General features: G+C 32.7%; 17 protein-coding genes. 13 read left to right on the top strand and 4 right to left on the bottom strand.

All coding sequences use genetic code 11. The annotated features are described in order from the left end of the window. The 11 genes from ABDH49_00775 to ABDH49_00725 all read left to right on the top strand — a co-directional run. The coding region (locus tag ABDH49_00775; GenBank protein ID MEN3045513.1) for a hypothetical protein at positions 1 to 1,103 on the top strand (1,103 nt) is incomplete at its 5' end. 104 nt (positions 1,104 to 1,207) lie between these two features. Next, positions 1,208 to 2,860 carry a hypothetical protein gene (locus ABDH49_00770; GenBank protein MEN3045512.1) on the top strand — a complete coding sequence of 551 codons (1,653 nt, stop codon included), beginning with the start codon at positions 1,208 to 1,210 and terminating at the stop codon, positions 2,858 to 2,860. 29 nt (positions 2,861 to 2,889) lie between these two features. Beyond that, the gene (locus ABDH49_00765; protein ID MEN3045511.1) at positions 2,890 to 3,030 is read left to right on the top strand and encodes a hypothetical protein; all 141 of its coding nucleotides are present in this window, start codon (positions 2,890 to 2,892) and stop codon (positions 3,028 to 3,030) included. Between the two features lie 145 nt (positions 3,031 to 3,175). Beyond that, positions 3,176 to 3,661 (top strand): hypothetical protein, encoded by a 486-nt coding sequence (locus ABDH49_00760; GenBank protein ID MEN3045510.1) that lies wholly within the window; start codon positions 3,176 to 3,178, stop codon positions 3,659 to 3,661. Further along, the gene (locus ABDH49_00755; GenBank protein ID MEN3045509.1) at positions 3,658 to 3,900 is read left to right on the top strand and encodes a hypothetical protein; all 243 of its coding nucleotides are present in this window, start codon (positions 3,658 to 3,660) and stop codon (positions 3,898 to 3,900) included. The genes ABDH49_00760 and ABDH49_00755 overlap by 4 nt, the downstream gene beginning before the upstream one ends. A gap of 129 nt (positions 3,901 to 4,029) precedes the next feature. Further along, the gene (locus tag ABDH49_00750) at positions 4,030 to 4,950 is read left to right on the top strand and encodes a hypothetical protein (protein MEN3045508.1); all 921 of its coding nucleotides are present in this window, start codon (positions 4,030 to 4,032) and stop codon (positions 4,948 to 4,950) included. A gap of 220 nt (positions 4,951 to 5,170) precedes the next feature. Then, positions 5,171 to 5,656, top strand: a complete 486-nt coding sequence (locus ABDH49_00745) for a hypothetical protein (GenBank protein ID MEN3045507.1) — start codon at positions 5,171 to 5,173, stop codon at positions 5,654 to 5,656. Positions 5,657 to 5,754: 98 nt separating this feature from the next. Next, entirely contained in the window at positions 5,755 to 6,051 is a 297-nt protein-coding gene (locus ABDH49_00740) for a hypothetical protein (protein MEN3045506.1), read from the top strand. Between the two features lie 13 nt (positions 6,052 to 6,064). Next, positions 6,065 to 6,700, top strand: coding sequence for a hypothetical protein (locus ABDH49_00735; protein MEN3045505.1), 636 nt, complete (start codon positions 6,065 to 6,067; stop codon positions 6,698 to 6,700). Beyond that, positions 6,676 to 7,401 (top strand): right-handed parallel beta-helix repeat-containing protein, encoded by a 726-nt coding sequence (locus tag ABDH49_00730; protein ID MEN3045504.1) that lies wholly within the window; start codon positions 6,676 to 6,678, stop codon positions 7,399 to 7,401. The genes ABDH49_00735 and ABDH49_00730 overlap by 25 nt, the downstream gene beginning before the upstream one ends. A gap of 180 nt (positions 7,402 to 7,581) precedes the next feature. After that, entirely contained in the window at positions 7,582 to 8,397 is an 816-nt protein-coding gene (locus ABDH49_00725; protein MEN3045503.1) for a NosD domain-containing protein, read from the top strand. Positions 8,398 to 8,550: 153 nt separating this feature from the next. Here ABDH49_00725 and ABDH49_00720 read toward each other — a convergent pair whose 3' ends face one another. Then, positions 8,551 to 8,787, bottom strand: a complete 237-nt coding sequence (locus tag ABDH49_00720; GenBank protein ID MEN3045502.1) for a hypothetical protein — start codon at positions 8,785 to 8,787, stop codon at positions 8,551 to 8,553. Between the two features lie 540 nt (positions 8,788 to 9,327). Here ABDH49_00720 and ABDH49_00715 point away from each other — a divergent pair. Both ABDH49_00715 and ABDH49_00710 read left to right on the top strand, forming a co-directional pair. After that, positions 9,328 to 9,819 (top strand): hypothetical protein, encoded by a 492-nt coding sequence (locus tag ABDH49_00715; protein ID MEN3045501.1) that lies wholly within the window; start codon positions 9,328 to 9,330, stop codon positions 9,817 to 9,819. A gap of 83 nt (positions 9,820 to 9,902) precedes the next feature. Next, on the top strand, positions 9,903 to 11,096 hold the full coding sequence (locus tag ABDH49_00710) for a TlpA disulfide reductase family protein (protein ID MEN3045500.1): 1,194 nt from the start codon (positions 9,903 to 9,905) through the stop codon (positions 11,094 to 11,096). Between the two features lie 1,034 nt (positions 11,097 to 12,130). Here ABDH49_00710 and ABDH49_00705 read toward each other — a convergent pair. The 3 genes from ABDH49_00705 to ABDH49_00695 form a co-directional block, all read right to left on the bottom strand. Next, positions 12,131 to 13,330: a nicotinate phosphoribosyltransferase gene (locus tag ABDH49_00705; GenBank protein ID MEN3045499.1), complete on the bottom strand. Its 1,200-nt coding sequence runs from the start codon at positions 13,328 to 13,330 to the stop codon at positions 12,131 to 12,133. A 67-nt stretch (positions 13,331 to 13,397) separates the two neighbouring features. Beyond that, on the bottom strand, positions 13,398 to 15,659 hold the full coding sequence (locus ABDH49_00700) for a vitamin B12-dependent ribonucleotide reductase (GenBank protein ID MEN3045498.1): 2,262 nt from the start codon (positions 15,657 to 15,659) through the stop codon (positions 13,398 to 13,400). A 102-nt stretch (positions 15,660 to 15,761) separates the two neighbouring features. Then, on the bottom strand, positions 15,762 to 16,991 hold the full coding sequence (locus ABDH49_00695; protein MEN3045497.1) for an adenosylhomocysteinase: 1,230 nt from the start codon (positions 16,989 to 16,991) through the stop codon (positions 15,762 to 15,764).

The raw sequence follows: 16,991 nt of genomic DNA, 5'->3' as shown, positions 1-16,991 counted from the left end.
CTCGAGGAGATAGCTTTTACTCATTTAAAAATACCCATATAATTACCGACTCAAATTATTTTCTAATTAATGAAAAAATACCTATCACAAAAAATATTATTTTCCCTCAAGCGGAATTTAAAATTCTTTCTTTTATAGTAAACAAAGATGCAGATACACAGGAGTTAATAAGCTGGATTTTATCTCCTGAAATCGATAGCTTCTATATGTTTTCTTTAGCACCCCAAAGAATACTTACATCCGGTAACTCTATCGCACTCGTTCCTATATTTAAAAACCCATCAAACAAAAAGATAATAAATGACTCACTCTTTGTGCGAATATTGCTTTGGGGAGGTATGGACGGTTCAATTCAAAGAGAATTTATCTTAGCAAAAGGCTGGATCGATAGTGCCGGTCACAGAAACACAATTATTTTGAAAATAACGGATTACAATCTCGAAATTCCACCCATTTACATGGGCTATTGTTATAGAGGCTATGTGAATGGTAGGTTTTGCTCAGTTTTTAAAAGAAGTGGCATCCCTATATACACTCATTTTATGCTGTTTGGATACACAAGAATTATAGGGGGAGGATCTGGTCCTTATAATGATATACTTAATCCTTATGGGGGACCATGTAGGATCTTAATTCCAGGTAAATTCCATAAGTTCTATTATAAAATCTTTGGTTACACAGATCTGAAATTCAGAAGCTGGGGATATTTTAAACCACCCTCTGCAGAAAAAAAAGAATGGAACTTTGTAATTGAACCAGGAAAAACAGTTATTATTCCTGACTCATTTTATGTACCAGATAACGTTGGGATAGGGGAATATTACGGAGAAGGCAAATTCCCGTTCAACACACTAAGTGATACTCATGTCTGGGAAGTGAGATCCCCCCTAATTATGGACCTTGGAGTTCCCTTTACTATAGAAATTAAAAATCCCAACGACTCAGTGCATATTCCACTTTTAAATTACGGTAGCTTTCCAGAAGATTTGAATACTCGTTTATCCACGGAAACACTCACTACGAAAAAGAGACACTATACTTTGAACCACTTGAGACTAAAACCCTTTCATTTCGTGGATTACACTTTCCGAAAAACTCTTTAATTCCCTTAAAGCTAAGATTTCACCAGAAAATAACCGGAATAAAAAACAGCATTATGCGCAACGTGTTTTATAGAGAAGGCCCTTGTGATAGCATAAATCTAAAAATGAATAGAGAAATTTATCTTCCTCAACAAGAAAAAATTATAAATATAAGATATTTCAATAATTCTTCAATATATCCCTCTCATGAGAGAAAATTCCTTTTAAAAGTTGGCACCTATATTTCCTACATTGATTCTGTTCATTTTAGTGCAAAAGATACTATTAACTATTACTTGGTTGAACTTCAGGGTGTCAAAAACGATAGTGAAAAATTTGTTTTAGATGATACAACTCGTTTCTTTCAAGAAGACTATTATTATCTACAGTATCCGAGAGATAAAAAGGCTAAAAATAAAGATAAAACTAGTTTTAACTATACAAGTTCACGTGCCTATATCCTTGGTAAAGATAGCCTTATTTATGCCTTTGTATTAAAAGACACATTAAGAATAGCTCTTGGTAAAAAATTTAGGTGGATATCACGATTTTTAGATACCCTATCAATTCCAGGTGTTTCTTCAATTTATGCTTTAACGTTTATGGATAATTACATTTACATCACTACTGATGGAAACAGAATTTTTAAAATAAAATATGAACCTACAAACTTGAATCCTCGTAGAACAGGAAAACTCGGGTATATAGAAAGTATTTGTAGAGATTTTATTGATCCAAAGGGAATAACCTCAAAAGATGGCTTTTTGTATCTTGTAGAGTCGGGTAAATCGAGAGTTATTAAACTTGACAAAAATTTCAATCTTTTAGACGTTATAGTTGATACAGCCCTTGTTGACCTTGTCGATATAAAAATTGATAAGGAAAATTACATATGGGTAAGCGATAAAGGCAAAAATAAAATAATTAAATTAACTTTGTCGGGAGATAAAGTTTTAGAGTTCGGTGAAAAAAGCTACGAACTTATATTTATTGATCCCTTTAATTCAGTATGGGCACAAACTACTTTTGGAACCCTTGAAAGATACACAAAAAATGGAAATAAGATAGAGGTTAAAGAAGATTACTTCATAGGAGAAGCAATGGGATTCAACGTAGAGGAACTCCAAAACCCCATTCTTTATTCCCTAACTCTAACAGATACTTCATACCTCCTCGTTTCTGTTAATAAATTTTTCTTTGCAGGTGGCTTATTCGGGAGAATCGTATTCCGCGGGAGCGGAAGCTCAGAAGAAAATGAAATAAAATTTATAAATTACAAGTTTGACCATAAGGAGAACCACGGCAAAATAAGTTCATACTTTATGGGATTTTCCTGGGGATGGAAGAGAAAAAGATACGCAGAACTTTTTAAATGGTATCCCCTTGACTCTCTCCTTCAATATGTCTTCAAATTTCCATGGGGTTACAACGGATTTATATTTCATTTCTATTTAAAAAGAGATAAAATCACAGATGTTCCTCCCTCGATTTATAAATTCAACGCAGAATATACATCTGTTAAAATTAAAGAAATCTATAGAGGAGAGATATTTAAAAATAATTTTAATCCTCATAGCTCATGGGATACAACCTTTTCTATTCCGTCTTTTTACCATTTTCCACCTGGAAAATACGTAGCGAAACTTTCTCTACTTGGTAAAGACGATTTTCCACTGAATAAAAATTCTTTCCACTTTTTTGAAGTTGTTCCACAAGAATTGGGAATTAAAATTTCACCCTCTTTTGATGGCTATCCGTTTATGGTGACTCATCCTTAATAAATTTAAAAATATGGAATCTCTCTAAAGTGCCCATCTATGGTGAGATAGGATTTATCCGCGATAACGATACACTTTTAAATAAAGAAACCCTAATCGATACAGACGAAATCGAAAACTATAAGCTTAAAATTTTTAACGATAAAAAAATTATAAAACTTTTCGCTTAACTTTAAAGAAAAAAATAGAAACTTTCTACTCCACTATAAAAATAATAGTATCTACTTAATAGATTCACTAAAAATATTACCCCAAGATGTTGATATAATTCCAGAAGTATTTTCGCACGATATATTCTATTATGATCCTATATCCATGAAACTCACTCTAAATCCTTTTGCCTGTGAAGGGAAACTGTTTTCAAAGATTATATTCCAGGGAGATACAATAAAAGATACGTTCCGTATAAAAATCGGTGAGAAGATTAACCGCAACTACCATATAAAGCCAAAATTTGCAAAAGATGACACAGTCTATCTTTTACTTTCAACATATACCCAAAATAAATTATACAAGCTTAAAAAACTATATTTTAGGGGTGAAGGAAACTTAAAAGTCGATACAAACCTGATCTATGAGGATACATCATTTACACTTGGTTATAGGATTACAAATCCTTCCGACAAAAACACCTTGTATAAAACATACTTTTATATAAAAAAAGATGGAGAAATAGTAAGAGTTTATTCTAAAGAGGATGAAGTTGAGGCAAATTCTGAAAAGGAGAAAAGTATTTCCTGCAGTGTACCTTATCCCGCAGTTTATACAGTATCCGCGATTTTGAAAAAAATACTGAGATGATCCTCGACTCATCAGAAAGCGTACTCTATGCAGGTCTTGTAGGTTATGTAAAAATTGACACCATTATTTTAAAGGGCGCAGACGAAAATGGACTTATGAAATTCATCTTCCCAATTTATCTTCCCTACGCAAATTTAAGATTCTTAAGGGCGATCCTAACACACCCCTCAGGAAAAGACACTATAGAAAGATATTTTTCAAAAAATGGTACACTTATATTCACTGTTTATCCTTCCTGAAAAAAAGGTGAATATAACATAGAGCTTGACATTTTAAGCTTAAATGGTAACGTTTTAACTTCAAAAACATGGAAGAAAAAGTTTAAACCAAACTTTTATCTTATTACACAGGATACATTCTATGTTCATGTGGATGATTCTTTAATTTTGGTTCCTTTTAGCGTTAAAAACAAGAGAACAAGTAAAGGTGCTGGCTTTTTAGAAGTAAAATGGTTCGAAGAGTCTGATCTAAAAGAGTTTTATCTTCCCGTAGGCTCAACTTACTCTGATACTTTCTATCTAAGAAATATGCTATACATTCCTGAAGGAATCTATACGATGGAATTTAGTTTAAACGGTGAAACTTTATGGAGAATAGTAAAATATAAAAGTTATCGTATCTCTGCAGTGTCTTATACTGATAAAAGGTTTTACTCAAAAAATGATACTGCAAGATTTTATTTAAAAATTAGAAATTTAAATGAGCTTAATCCAAGGATACTTTCAAAAATTTCTCTACCTTTTTATGAAAAGGATACACTTTTATTTGTTACAGGATTTGTAAAAAATATAAAGGTTGATTCTACTGGACTAAAACTTCTAAACCCCGATTCAGAGGGGATCTATATCTCGCCTTTACTTTCAGCAACTAATCGAGATACAATAAGTGGAATACTTTACTCATCTTCAGAAAAGATTCTGAAATTTAGAAAATGTAATATTTACTGTAAAGCAGAGACTAATTGGGAAGAAAAACTTAACCCACCTATAAAATATTATCAGTTTAAAATTTTGATACCACCAAATGACACAATTATCAAAAAATTTTCTTTACCTGAAAAAATAATTAATTACAAATTTGTCTTAGACTCCTTGCCCGTTAACGTATTTTACGGAATTTATCTATGGCCATCGATGAACGCAATGCCTTTAAGAGAGTATCCTCTATACGAGGGTAATAGTTTAATTGCGGTTTATCCTGAAAAACCTGAGTATTTCTTCGGTGAACTGATGAAACTGAACGTTCTTGTAAAAAGGAGCGGTAAACTAAAAATCAAATTTCTAGGATAACGACTTATTTACCCTTTATATAGAAAAAGATACCTTCTTTTATAAGAGACTCCCTCCAAAGGGCTTAACCGACTTTTACAGGATCAGCTATAGGTTCCTTTCTGATACAGTAATAAGACAAAGAGAGTTTGAGATAAAACTAAGAGGGATAGATGTTAGAATAAGGAACTTAACTACATCTCCTGATACAATCTATCCCAATGATACTTTAAAGATAAGTATGCAAGCACATGTCTTTGATATTCCTCCTGAGACAACCTATATAAGCTTTGATATTTTAAAGGAAGATACCATAAGGGTTCTAAAGGATACATTATTTTTAAAGAAAGGAGTAAACCTATTAAGATTTTCCTTTGAATTTCTTAATGTTTCAGGAGGGGACGCCTTTTTAAGATGCAGGCTCAACGCAGACTCTGTGCTTATTCTTTATTCTAGAAAATGGATAAACGTCGGATTGATTGATACATCTCCTCCAAAAGTCACACTTATTTACCAAAAGAAAGTTTACGAAGATAACTCGATTTTTATAAAGGCAAAAATAAAAGATCATAACAAAACCCTTGATACACTCTTTTATAGGTTAAACGGTGAGATCTCATGGAACAAAACAAGCGGTAGAAGAATAGATGATACGTTACTTATATATAAACTAGGAAAATATAGCGGAAATAGTGAAGTTGAATTTTCGGAGTTTATAGAGACATAAAGGGAAATAAAAGAAGGGAACCTATTTATGGCGAAAATAAGATACTTATCCTTAAAGGGCTTAAAGCAGACGTATCCTTGTTTGATACTTATAACTCTTTGCCAAGAATACATTGGCAAAGTATATCAGAGGAGTTTATCGTAGATAAAGGAATCCCTATTTTTAAAAGTCTCTATGATACACTGAAATTTAGAGTTCCTTCTCTAAGAGGCAGAGCTCTTCTTTCAAAAATTAAATTTTACCTAAAAAATCCTTACGTTTATCCTTCCAATCTTAACGTTATAATTCAAGATGAAAGCTACACTTTTGAAGTTCCCGGAGATACCTCTGGTTGGTTTGAATTTTCAGTAAACAAAGATATACAAGATTCACTGAGTATAATGATAATTCCTTGAGGAGTCATTCTTTATGCAGATAGAGAAAACCCTGTTTACTCTTACTACAAAAAGTTTGGTGAATGGAAAAAAATTTATCTACGGGAATATACTTATAAGGCCAAAAGTTAAATACATATCAGATACTCTCTCACCAGTTATAAAATATAACGTTTATAGGGGAAGCGGTAGCTCGTCTTTTCTAATAAGAAGCACAAGAGATACATTCTTTATAGATAGCTTAGCAGTTGACGAAAATATTTATACATATTTCATCGGGACCTTACTAAGGGAGCCTACGAGGGAGTTTGCTGGAAAGCCCTATACTGTTATGTTTGACCATATTCCGCCAAGGTTTTCCGATACAAATATTATAAAGCTTCCTGATAGATATATATTTAAAACGAGAATTTACGACGGACTAAAAGTAAAAGATGATTCAATTTATGTTCCTGAATTTTCATACAAAGCTACTCACGACAGTACGCGCCTAGATACCTTCTTTTTCACAATTTCTGAATTTTCTCAAAATATAAAATTTTATTTGAAAGCATGGGATACTAATAATAACTTAAGGAGATTCCCTGATACAGGATTTATTTATATAAAAGAGGGAGTATTTGGAGTTATACCTGTGATACGATTTTGCAGGGTGAAATTCATTCAGTAGGAGACGTTATAGTTCCAGAAGATGTAAGGGTTGATGTCAAAGAGAGTACAAAATTTGTTATCTCAAATAGAGATATTCTAAAATCTGGAATTGATACGAATCATGTAGAAATAATAATTTATGGAGAGTTCTATGCTAGCGGTAAAAGAGAAAAAAGAATAAAGTTTGAAGTACAGGATACAGGCGAATGGTTCGGAATAAGATATCTCCCAAAAAGTAGAGTTAAGATCGAGCATTCTGTTATAAAAGATGCTATAAAGGGTTTATCCCTAGAAGCCGAAAGTGTTTACGTTGTCCTAAATGATATAAGCAAAAATCAGGAAGGAATAGAAATTTTTGGAGGAAACTCCTTTATATTTGCTAATAAAATATATTCAAACAAAATAGGAGTAAAAGCCGAAATTAAAAGTGGCTTTGCTATTTTGAGTTGGAATCATATATTTAAAAACGAAAGCACAGGTATTCTAATTAAAGATAAACCACTTTTAACACTAGGAAACGTTTATAATTCTGATACTCTCGATGATGGAGTAAATAGAATCTATGGAAATGGAAATTATGATATTATAAATTTAACCCAACATAAAATACATGCACAGGGGAACTTCTGGAACAGTAAAGACTCAACGTTTATAAAATCAAGAATAAGGGGTGATGTTGATTTCAGGAAGTTTTATATATGGGGAGAGATAAAAACATAGGACAATATGGGAGGACATAGTAAGCATTGGTGGAGATCTAACTATTACTAAAAATGCTCATCTTGAAATTAGGGGGGAACACGAATAAGATTTATAAAAAGATTTGATGCTTTAAAAACTGGAAAAGTAGATAGTTTATCTGAGTTAAGAATTTCCGGAAAGCTCATATACAAAAAACTTTTGATTACCTCGGATGGATACATAAAAGAAAAGGGTGACTTTTATGGATTAATAGTTGAAGCGGATAGGAGAAATCAATTTGAAGAGTTTAGAAAAGATGGGGAAAGCACAATATCTGAAAAACCTCCTCACATTTACAAAAATCTGGAAATAAATTTCTCCCATAGAGGTATAGAATTTCTAGAAAGTAGTAAATTTAAATTGAAAAATTTACGGATTAGAAATTCAAACTACGGCATATACTTTAAAGGTAAAGAATTAATAATTGAGAACTCAGATGTTTCTCTATGTGATACAGGTATCTATCTTTTAAAGGGTAATGGATATATAAAAGAAACGAGGGTAGCAAGTAGTGAAGTAGATGTTGTATATAGAGGAACATCTGAAATAGATATTTGTAGATCTTACATAGTAAACAACAAAATAGGAATATATGTGGATGAAAACTCTAAACCGGACCTAAGGAATGGTTATAGTTATATATGTCATAATTTGCATTATAACCTCTACAATAATACAAGATTTGATTTAGAAGCCTACATGAACTGGTGGGGTACATTAAATAAAGACTCAATATCACTTTTAATTTATGACTTTTTTGATGATACCTCAAAGGGAATAGTAAATTTTGAACCAATCTGGATACCAAATATAAAAGTTTCATCAGGTATTCAAGTAGAACAAATAGAAAAGGAAAAGACAGTTGATTTAGTTAAAATAAATAATGTTGCCTTTAGATATATAGAAATAGAATTAACTCTGAGCAAAAATCAAAAGTCTCTTTGGATATTTACGATGTTTCCGGAAAAAAGATAAGAACCATAAATAAAAACCTAAACTCGGGTACTCATAAATTAAAAATCAATAATCTTAAAAGAGGCGTTTATTTCATAGATGTCGAAGTTAACGGAATAAGAAATAGATTTAAAGTTCTAAAGATTTATAACTAAAAACTCCTGAACATTTTCTTCAAATGTTAAAATCCTGTAGTGTAAATTTTTTCAAGTTATCCATAACTCTTTTTCTTACCTCACTTACATTTTTAAACACATTACTATATTTCCACCTTACAATATATTTTATAAAAGCAAAAATCATTTCTTTCCCATATTTAGGACACCAAAGCTTTCCCTCAACCTCTGTTATATCCATCGCATTATCTATCACCTTCGCATTAGATAAAGACGTACCCAACCCAAAAACCATCAGCCCCCACCTCCACTAGCTTTTTTACCTCTATCCCAGCAAAGGCAAAAGAGGGTGAGGAAGAAATATGCGCTGATCCTGGAAATAGGAAATGGATAAGGGGAAAACATCGTTATCTTTATCTTGATGAGTTTTCAGATGATCTCTCAACTTTACTTTTAGAAATGAATAAAATAATTTTCATTAATTTTTGTCTAATGACCTTTCTTTTTTCTCAGAGTTTTTACCGCCTTTCGATTATTATATTGGTTCTGATTATGGGCCGAGGAATTTGAATGAAGTTAGCACTGGGAAGTGGGTTATAACATTCGGAGAGGGAGATATGCTTGCCTGCTTGTGCAACTGCAGAAAAAAATTTTATTGAAATTAACTGTAATCAAAGGTGGATAGAGAATAGGAATAGCGGGAAGTAATGAAAGAGGCAGAATGTATAATTCCCTAATTAATTTATTTATTTGCTCATGAATATCTTCGGCTAGATTTTTGATGAGCTGATTCGTTTATTTGAAAGTTTCCTTATTTTTATCTAATAATGTCTGCATGAACTTCTTAATATTTTTAATTTTCAGTTTAAATTTACAAATAGAGCCCAAGGATCCAGCTCCGGAGGATAAAATTACAATAAATTTATCAAAAAGATTTTCGGGCTATTTCTGGTGGATTGAAATTTCAGGCGGTGATCCCTATAAACTTATTCCACATGTCGAAAAAATTGACAATGTAAATAAGATTTCCCTAACCTCCTCCGATAAAAACACCTCTCTCATTATATTTTTCTTTGAGGATAAAAAAGGTAAGTTTATAATGGACACAAGCTTTTACATGATCTATTATAGGGAAAATAAACCATTGCCACACGCATTTTCTTTACTTGCCCTTTTCTATTTTTATGAGAAATCACTTTTTCCAAACTTTCAAAAATTTGAGTCCCTTTGGCTAAAAGAAAGGAGATACTATGAAAATCATTATGATTTCATGGATAATTTCTATGAGTTTGCCCTAAAGCTCGGCAAAAAAAAACTGAAGATATAAAAAATGAAATAATAAATAAACTTGAAAAGGAAAAAAATAATCCTTCTTTTTTACATGCCGCATACCTTACAAGTTATTGGGTTTTGAAGGATACAATTTTAACGAAAGAAATCTTAAAAAACGCTGAGAAGCTCGATGAAAATAAATATAAAATCGCAATTAAAATAAATTATTATCTTTCAAGAGATGATAGGAAGGGGCTTTTTTCATATATAAAAGATAAAAAGCTTGATCCGTTAATACCAAATTTCAGAACTTTTTCAAGACAAAAATTTCTATCTCCTAATTTTCAGCCTGAAAGTCTTATCATATGGATTAAAGAAAGAGAAAAAGAAAAGTTTGAAGACTTAGAGGGAATTATTTCTTACGTAAGTATGACAGAATCGCATTTAAAAGAAAAAGATTATAAATCTCTATATTCGTGGATATATAAAGCAAAGAAACTCGCAGATGATCCCTGTTATATTAGAAAATCATTCGCCTTTTATGCCTTACCTTTTGTTAATCATAAAGATTTTTACAAAATATTTAAAAATTATATCGAGGAATATATTGAAAAATTGAAAGAAAGCGTATACTTTAGGCTCTCCTCTTTTTATTTTGACAAGAATAATATTGATTCTTCTTATTCTTATATAAAAGAAATAGTTGAGAATAAAGATTTTACACAAGTTGACCCCTGGATTTTAAATCACTATGCCAGAGTTATGTATAAAAAAGGCATGCTCGAAAGATCAAAGCTTGCCTACGCTTACTCAGTGTTTTATCACGGTGATTCTACTCAGATAGATACTTTAAAAAAAATTTGTGGGAAAAGTTATGAAAAAGAAATAAAAAAACTTAAAGAAAAAGTCTTTAAAAAAGTAGGGAAGGTATCAGATTTTGAACTAACTTTACTTGATGGAAGTGTTTTCAAATATAGAGAAAACAGGGATAAAATAATAGTTTTAAATTTTTGGAGTACAGGATGCGCACCATGTAGGGAAGAAATCCCTGAACTTAACGAACTTGTTGAAAAGTTCAAAAATAATGAAAAAGTAATATTTATTGCAGTTACACGGGAAGGCAAAAAAACAGTAGAAAATTTCCTGAAAAAGAAAGATTTTAAATATACTATAGCAATTAATGATACTTACCTTCACAAAGAATTGAATATCTTTGGCCTTCCAACTCATTTAATAATTGATAGAAATGGAAGAATTATATTTAAACAGATGGGATACGCAAAGGGTACAGGTGAAAAAATAGAAGAAAAATTAAGAACTCTATTGAAATAAACCTATTGTCTCCAAAAATTGTCTAAATCATAATTTTTATGCTAAGCTACTAATCCATTTCATGCTTCCGCTTATTATACTCCTTAAAGCAAGGGATTCTAAATGAAAAAGTCTCATTAGTAATTCTATATATCACCTTTATACTCTTTGCTAAAGACTTATGGAGCTCCTTCCGGGATGAGGATAGAGTAGGGTTTCTTAGCTTTTATGGAGGCACTTATCTTTGTCGTATTCCAGACTTTGTAACTACAAGACTCGGGATTTCTAAAAAGCCGTCTTTGAATCTCTTATTAGCTTCTATTTTTTGTCCTATTCAAAATGGATAAGCTGAGATAGATAGTTTTATTCAAATTCAGGGAACTCTTAGATATCTTGAACATGAAAAAATGAATGTTTATTCAAAGGATGAAAGTAATTTTATAATTGAATCACTACCTGGAGAGATAAGCCATACTCCTCTTCTTCTGGAATTACAATACTTTCTTGGTTTCAGTCTAGAACATTTTCCTTCTGACTATTTTTCAATAAGTCTTGATACCCCTTCCGGTTTTTCTTTTACAAGTTAAAGTGATCTCCGACATAAACACAACCTCTTTTAGTCTCGGAAAGCATAAATTATTTATTTATTTATTCACTCCGATAATTATTAGAAATTTAAAAAGAAAGTAACTCAGTTAGTTTTTATATAATTTTTAAAATTTTTCTTGCCTTTAGTTTCAAACTCAAATTGGCACGCAGCCTTTCTAACAGTTAAAAGTCTAATTGTTCCCTCTTTTTATAAATTCTTCCCTCGTCGAACATTTTCTTTAATTTCCTACACACAAAGAGTTTTCCTTGATCTTCAGATGATATAGAGGAATGAGGGTTTATAAAGAGTCTTTCAGAAACTAAAAAGTCTATAGGTTTTTAAATAAATTAAGTCGAAAAGAACACAGCTTACACAAATTTGAATTAAAAGCCAGGCACTTCAAAAAGAATTACTTTTACTTTATATTTACAGGCAATAATCGACTATTAAAAATTTTTAGACACTTCTAAATATTAAAATCCTCCAGCGTAAAATTTTTCAGCTTTTCAATAATTCTCTTTCTTACTTCGCTTACATTTTCAAATTCATACACTATATTTCCGTCTTCCATATATTTTATAAAAGCAGAATTCATTTCTTTACCACATTTAGGACACAATACAGAGTCTTTATTAAACTCCTCTACGATTATTGTTCTATCCCTCTCACATATAAAAGGCTTCTTTTTTCCACCAAACTTCCCCTTTTTTGCACAGGGCTTTCCCTCAACCTCTGTTATGTCCATCGCATAATCTATCACTATTGCATTAGATAAAGACGTACCAACTCCAAAACCATCAGCCCCCACCTCCACTAGCTTTTTTATCTCATACTCATCCAGCCCCCCAGAAATAAAAACTTTAACACGCTCTTTACCCCTAATTTTTAACTCCCACTTTATTTCCCTAATTATCCTTGCCATATCACCCCTTCGAGATGAAGGAGTATCAAGCCTAACTCCAGCTAAATCTGAAATAGCCTCACAAGCTTTAATTGCCTGGACCTTTTCATCGCCATAAGTATCTATAAGAGCTATTCTCGGAACATCAGGTGGCATATCCTCATCAAAAGCTTTCCAAGCCTCCTTTTCGCCCATCAGGATAATAAGAGAATGCGGCATTGTGCCTCTTGGACTTTCTCCTATCACCTCAGCCCCCACTAAGGAAGAAACTCCATCACAACCACCCATATAAGCGTAAAAATCTATAAAGGGTGCTAAAGCAGGATGCATCCTCCTTATTCCAAAGGAAAGAACGATATTTTCTTTCGCAGCCTTTCTTATCCTAATTGCCTTAGAGAGTATACCAGAAGCATGACATATAAAACCAAGTATCGGAGTTTCATATTCACAAAATTCGACATATTTGCCCTCTATAGCCATTACCGGTATTAAAACTCCATTTATATCAGATGAGGGCACAATTTCACCTTCTCTAAGAGCCCATAAATTTACTTTTTTACCCTCTAAAAGCTCTAAAACTTCTCTTATCCCAGCAAAGGCAAAGTAAGGATAAGGAGGAGATGAGACAGTAAATTCAGCCCATACTCTTTTTTTAATCCCACGTTTCTCAAGTATCTTTTTTGTTCTAACAAAGTATATATCAGTCGTTTTACCCTCTTTTATTAGCTCTTCCTTTGCGACTAAAAAGGGAAATTTGTCTTTCATTTTCATAGATCTTAAAAAAAATTAGTCACACTTAGAAAAACCACAGTGTGGGCATGTTAAACAATTCTCAGCAAGTATCATTGCACTTCCACATTCTGGAGCAAATCTCGCCTGTTGTTATAAAGTTAATATTTCTTGAACCAAACTCATATGCTATCCTTTTTTGTTTTTTGTCTTCCGGAAAAATTCCTAGCTGTTCTCCTTTTATATGTTTTTCAAGTATTTTACCTATACCATCAGGACAAGACAATATAACTTCACCCTCATCCCAGGTGGGAATTGACCTTATACCCTTTAGCTGATCTACTACTTCAATTGGATCAATACCTGATCTAAGGGCAAGAGAAATCAGTCTCCCTATAGCTTCAGTTAGGGCATTTGCTGAACTCCCGCTTTTTCCTAGTTGAATAAAAACTTCATGAGGTCCGAATTCATCTTCGTTAATTGTTATGTACACTGTCCCTAATTCTGACTTTATTTTATATGTTTTACCAGATACAACCTTAGGTCTTGGTCTGGGTTTTATTTTTTTAGGTTTTTTCTCCTCTTCTTTTTTTACCGTATCATAAACTTGACCTGGACGTGAACCCCACCTGTAAACTGTTATCCCCTTGCAACCTAGTTCATAGGCAAAAAAATATACCTTTTCCACATCTTCTGGTTTTGCTTCTTCTGGAAGGTTAATTGTCTTTGATACCGCATCTTCAACATACTTTTGAAAAGCTGCTTGAATCTTAACATGTTGCTCTGGTGAGATGTCAAAAGTAACCTCAAATATTTCTCTTATATGAAGAGGAATCTCTTCAAATTTTTTGATAGTGGGAAACTTTGATAGAGTATCCATTAATTCTTCAGAATAAAAGCCCAATTCTTCCGCTGCTTGTTGAAAGTATTTGTTTACATAAAGTAATCTCTCTCCACCCATTACGTTTTTTACATATACAAGAGCAAAATTAGGTTCAATCCCCGGAGAAGTGTCCACAATCATTGAAATTGTTCCAGTAGGTGCTATTGTCGTAACTACTGAATTTCTCCTTTTTGTTCCTCTAAAAACACTTTTGTCTATCGCTGGAAAAGGCCCCTTTATCTCACCTATTTCTAAAGATCTTCTATGGGCATTTTCTTGAATGAATTTCATAATTTCTTGCCCCGCCTTTATCGCGTCTTCAGATGAGTAGGGTATACCAAGTAAGTAGAGAAGATCAGCAAATCCCATCACTCCTAAACCTATTTTTCTTGTAAGTTTTGTAACTCTCTCTATCTCTGGTAAAGGATAAGTATTAGCATCTATTACATTATCAAGAAAATGAACAGAAAGATCAACAATTTCCTTTAAGCCCTGCCAATCAATCCTTTCTTTTACCTCCTCCCACCTCGAGGGTCTCTTATGTTCAAGATACCAGGGTGTTCCTAAATAGAACTTAGCAAGGTTAATTGAGCCAAGATTACAAGATTCATATGGCAAAAGAGGTTTTTCTCCACACGGATTTGTTGCCTCTATCTCTCCCATTTCCCTAAGTGTGTGAGTCTCATTAATTCTATCTATAAAAATAATTCCTGGCTCCCCATTTTTCCAAGCTTGATAAACTATTTTTTTCCATAAATCTCTAGGATTTACCTTTTTTACTACCTCTCCATTTCGGGGATTTATTAAATTAAATTCACTTTCTCCCCTTATTAGAGCCCTCATAAACTTCTCTGTTATAGCCACAGAAATGTTGAAGTTAGTTATTTTCGTAACGTCATCCTTGCATGTTATAAATTCCTCTATATCGGGATGGTCAATACGGAGAATTCCCATGTTAGCTCCTCTTCTTCTTCCTCCTTGTTTTACGGCTTCTGTTGCTGCATCAAAAACCTTCATAAATGAAACAGGTCCAGAGGCAATTTGACCTGTGGATCTAACGACATCCCCTTTTGGTCTTAGTCTAGAAAAGGAAAATCCGGTACCTCCACCAGTTTTATGAATTAGTGCTGCATGTTTTAATGCTTCAAAAATTCCTTCCATAGAATCATCAACAGGAAGTACAAAACAGGCTGAAAGTTGACCCATTTTAGTACCCGCATTCATAAGTGTAGGAGAGTTTGGTAAGAAAAAGCCCTGTGACATCATATAATAAAATTTTTCCTCTATTTCATCAACTCTATCCCTAAAGTAAGGATAGTTCTTATCAACTTCAGCTATAGCTTTCGCAACTCTTTCAAACATTTCTCTAGGAGTCTCTATCACTTCTCCTTTTTCATTTCTTAGGAGGTACCTTTTTTCAAGTATCTTTTTAGCATTTTCAGTAACCAGAGGTTCTGGATAAGATTTAATCTTATTTTCCATTCTTAGCAAAAATTTTATAGGGATTTGAACCCTATATAAATCTAAACAATCTAATTTGTCCGAGTTTTTTCTTTATCTACTACATATGATAATTTTTTTAAATCAAGTCCCTTCTTCCCAGGATTTAAGATATTTTTCCTGTTCTTCTGTTAGTTCATCAATTTCAACTCCCATTGTCTTAAGTTTTATCCTTGCAATTTCTCTATCTATCTCCTCCGGAAGAGTGTAAACTTTCTTTTCTAATTTCTCGAAGTTCTTGATTATAAATTCACAGGCAAGAGCCTGGTTTGAAAAACTCATGTCCATAACATCAGGGGGGTGGCCTTCTGCTGCAACCAAATTGACAAGGCGACCCTCTGCAAGCAAGAATATTTCTCTGTTATCCTCGAGAACAAACTTTTCAACATTTTCTCTCACTTTCTCAACTTTCTTTGCAATTTCCCTTAATTTCGATACATTTATCTCTACGTTAAAATGGCCTGAATTTGCTAAGATTGCACCATCTTTCATTTTTTTAATATGATCTATATCAATTACGTTTTTATTCCCTGTAACTGTTACAAAAATGTCACCGATTTTTGCAGCCTCTTCTATTTTCATAACATCAAAACCGTCCATTTTAGCTTCAAGTGCCTTAATAGGATCAACCTCTGTAACGATAACTTTTGCCCCTAATCCTCTTGCTCTTATTGCTACACCCTTACCGCACCATCCGTAACCGCAAACTACAAAGTTTTTCCCGGCAATTAAAATATTTGTTGCTCTTAATATTCCATCTATAGTACTTTGTCCTGTTCCGTACCTATTATCAAAAAGATACTTGGTTTTAGAGTCATTAACTGCAATTATCGGGTATCTTAAAACGTTATTTTTTTCCATACTCTTCAGCCTAATCACTCCAGTTGTTGTTTCCTCTGTTCCACCTTTTACGTTTTTACCGAATCTATCAAAATTTTGGTGGAGATAAGAGGTTAGATCTGCTCCATCATCTAAGGTTATATCAGGATTAATAGTTAATGCCTTTTCAATGTGACTGTAATACTCTTCCCTTGTGGCTCCATATCTTGCAAAAACTTCGATTCCGTATTCTTCTCTTAGAGCCATAGCTACGTCATCTTTTGTAGAAAGAGGGTTTGAGGCACAGAGATAAACGATTGCGCCTCCTTCTTTTAGTGTAATAACTAGTGCTGCAGTTTCAGGTGTAACATGTAAACAGGCTGAAATTTTAATACCATTTAAAACTTTCTCTTTTTTGAATCTTTCCCTAATACTCAATAAAACTGGCATGTTTCTTTCAGCCCAATGTATTTTGTTTAAACCTTCCTGTAGCAT

The organism is Candidatus Hydrothermales bacterium, assembly GCA_039630235.1.
In the GTDB taxonomy this organism is placed as follows: domain Bacteria; phylum Hydrothermota; class Hydrothermia; order Hydrothermales; family JAJRUZ01; genus JBCNVI01.
The sequence above is the reverse complement of the archived record's forward strand: the minus strand, read 5'-3'. Positions and strand labels throughout refer to the sequence as shown.

What these genes read in the sequence shown, in the direction of transcription:
- ABDH49_00715 (MEN3045501.1), top strand. Translation starts at nt 9,328, where the DNA reads ATGAACTTCTTAATATTTTTAATTTTCAGTTTAAATTTACAAATAGAG.
- ABDH49_00760 (MEN3045510.1), top strand. Translation starts at nt 3,176, where the DNA reads ATGAAACTCACTCTAAATCCTTTTGCCTGTGAAGGGAAACTGTTTTCA.
- ABDH49_00755 (MEN3045509.1), top strand. Translation starts at nt 3,658, where the DNA reads ATGATCCTCGACTCATCAGAAAGCGTACTCTATGCAGGTCTTGTAGGT.
- ABDH49_00720 (MEN3045502.1), bottom strand. Translation starts at nt 8,787, where the DNA reads ATGGTTTTTGGGTTGGGTACGTCTTTATCTAATGCGAAGGTGATAGAT.
- ABDH49_00745 (MEN3045507.1), top strand. Translation starts at nt 5,171, where the DNA reads ATGCAAGCACATGTCTTTGATATTCCTCCTGAGACAACCTATATAAGC.
- ABDH49_00735 (MEN3045505.1), top strand. Translation starts at nt 6,065, where the DNA reads ATGCAGATAGAGAAAACCCTGTTTACTCTTACTACAAAAAGTTTGGTG.
- ABDH49_00770 (MEN3045512.1), top strand. Translation starts at nt 1,208, where the DNA reads ATGAATAGAGAAATTTATCTTCCTCAACAAGAAAAAATTATAAATATA.
- ABDH49_00695 (MEN3045497.1), bottom strand. Translation starts at nt 16,991, where the DNA reads ATGCTACAGGAAGGTTTAAACAAAATACATTGGGCTGAAAGAAACATG.
- ABDH49_00700 (MEN3045498.1), bottom strand. Translation starts at nt 15,659, where the DNA reads ATGGAAAATAAGATTAAATCTTATCCAGAACCTCTGGTTACTGAAAAT.
- ABDH49_00705 (MEN3045499.1), bottom strand. Translation starts at nt 13,330, where the DNA reads ATGAAAGACAAATTTCCCTTTTTAGTCGCAAAGGAAGAGCTAATAAAA.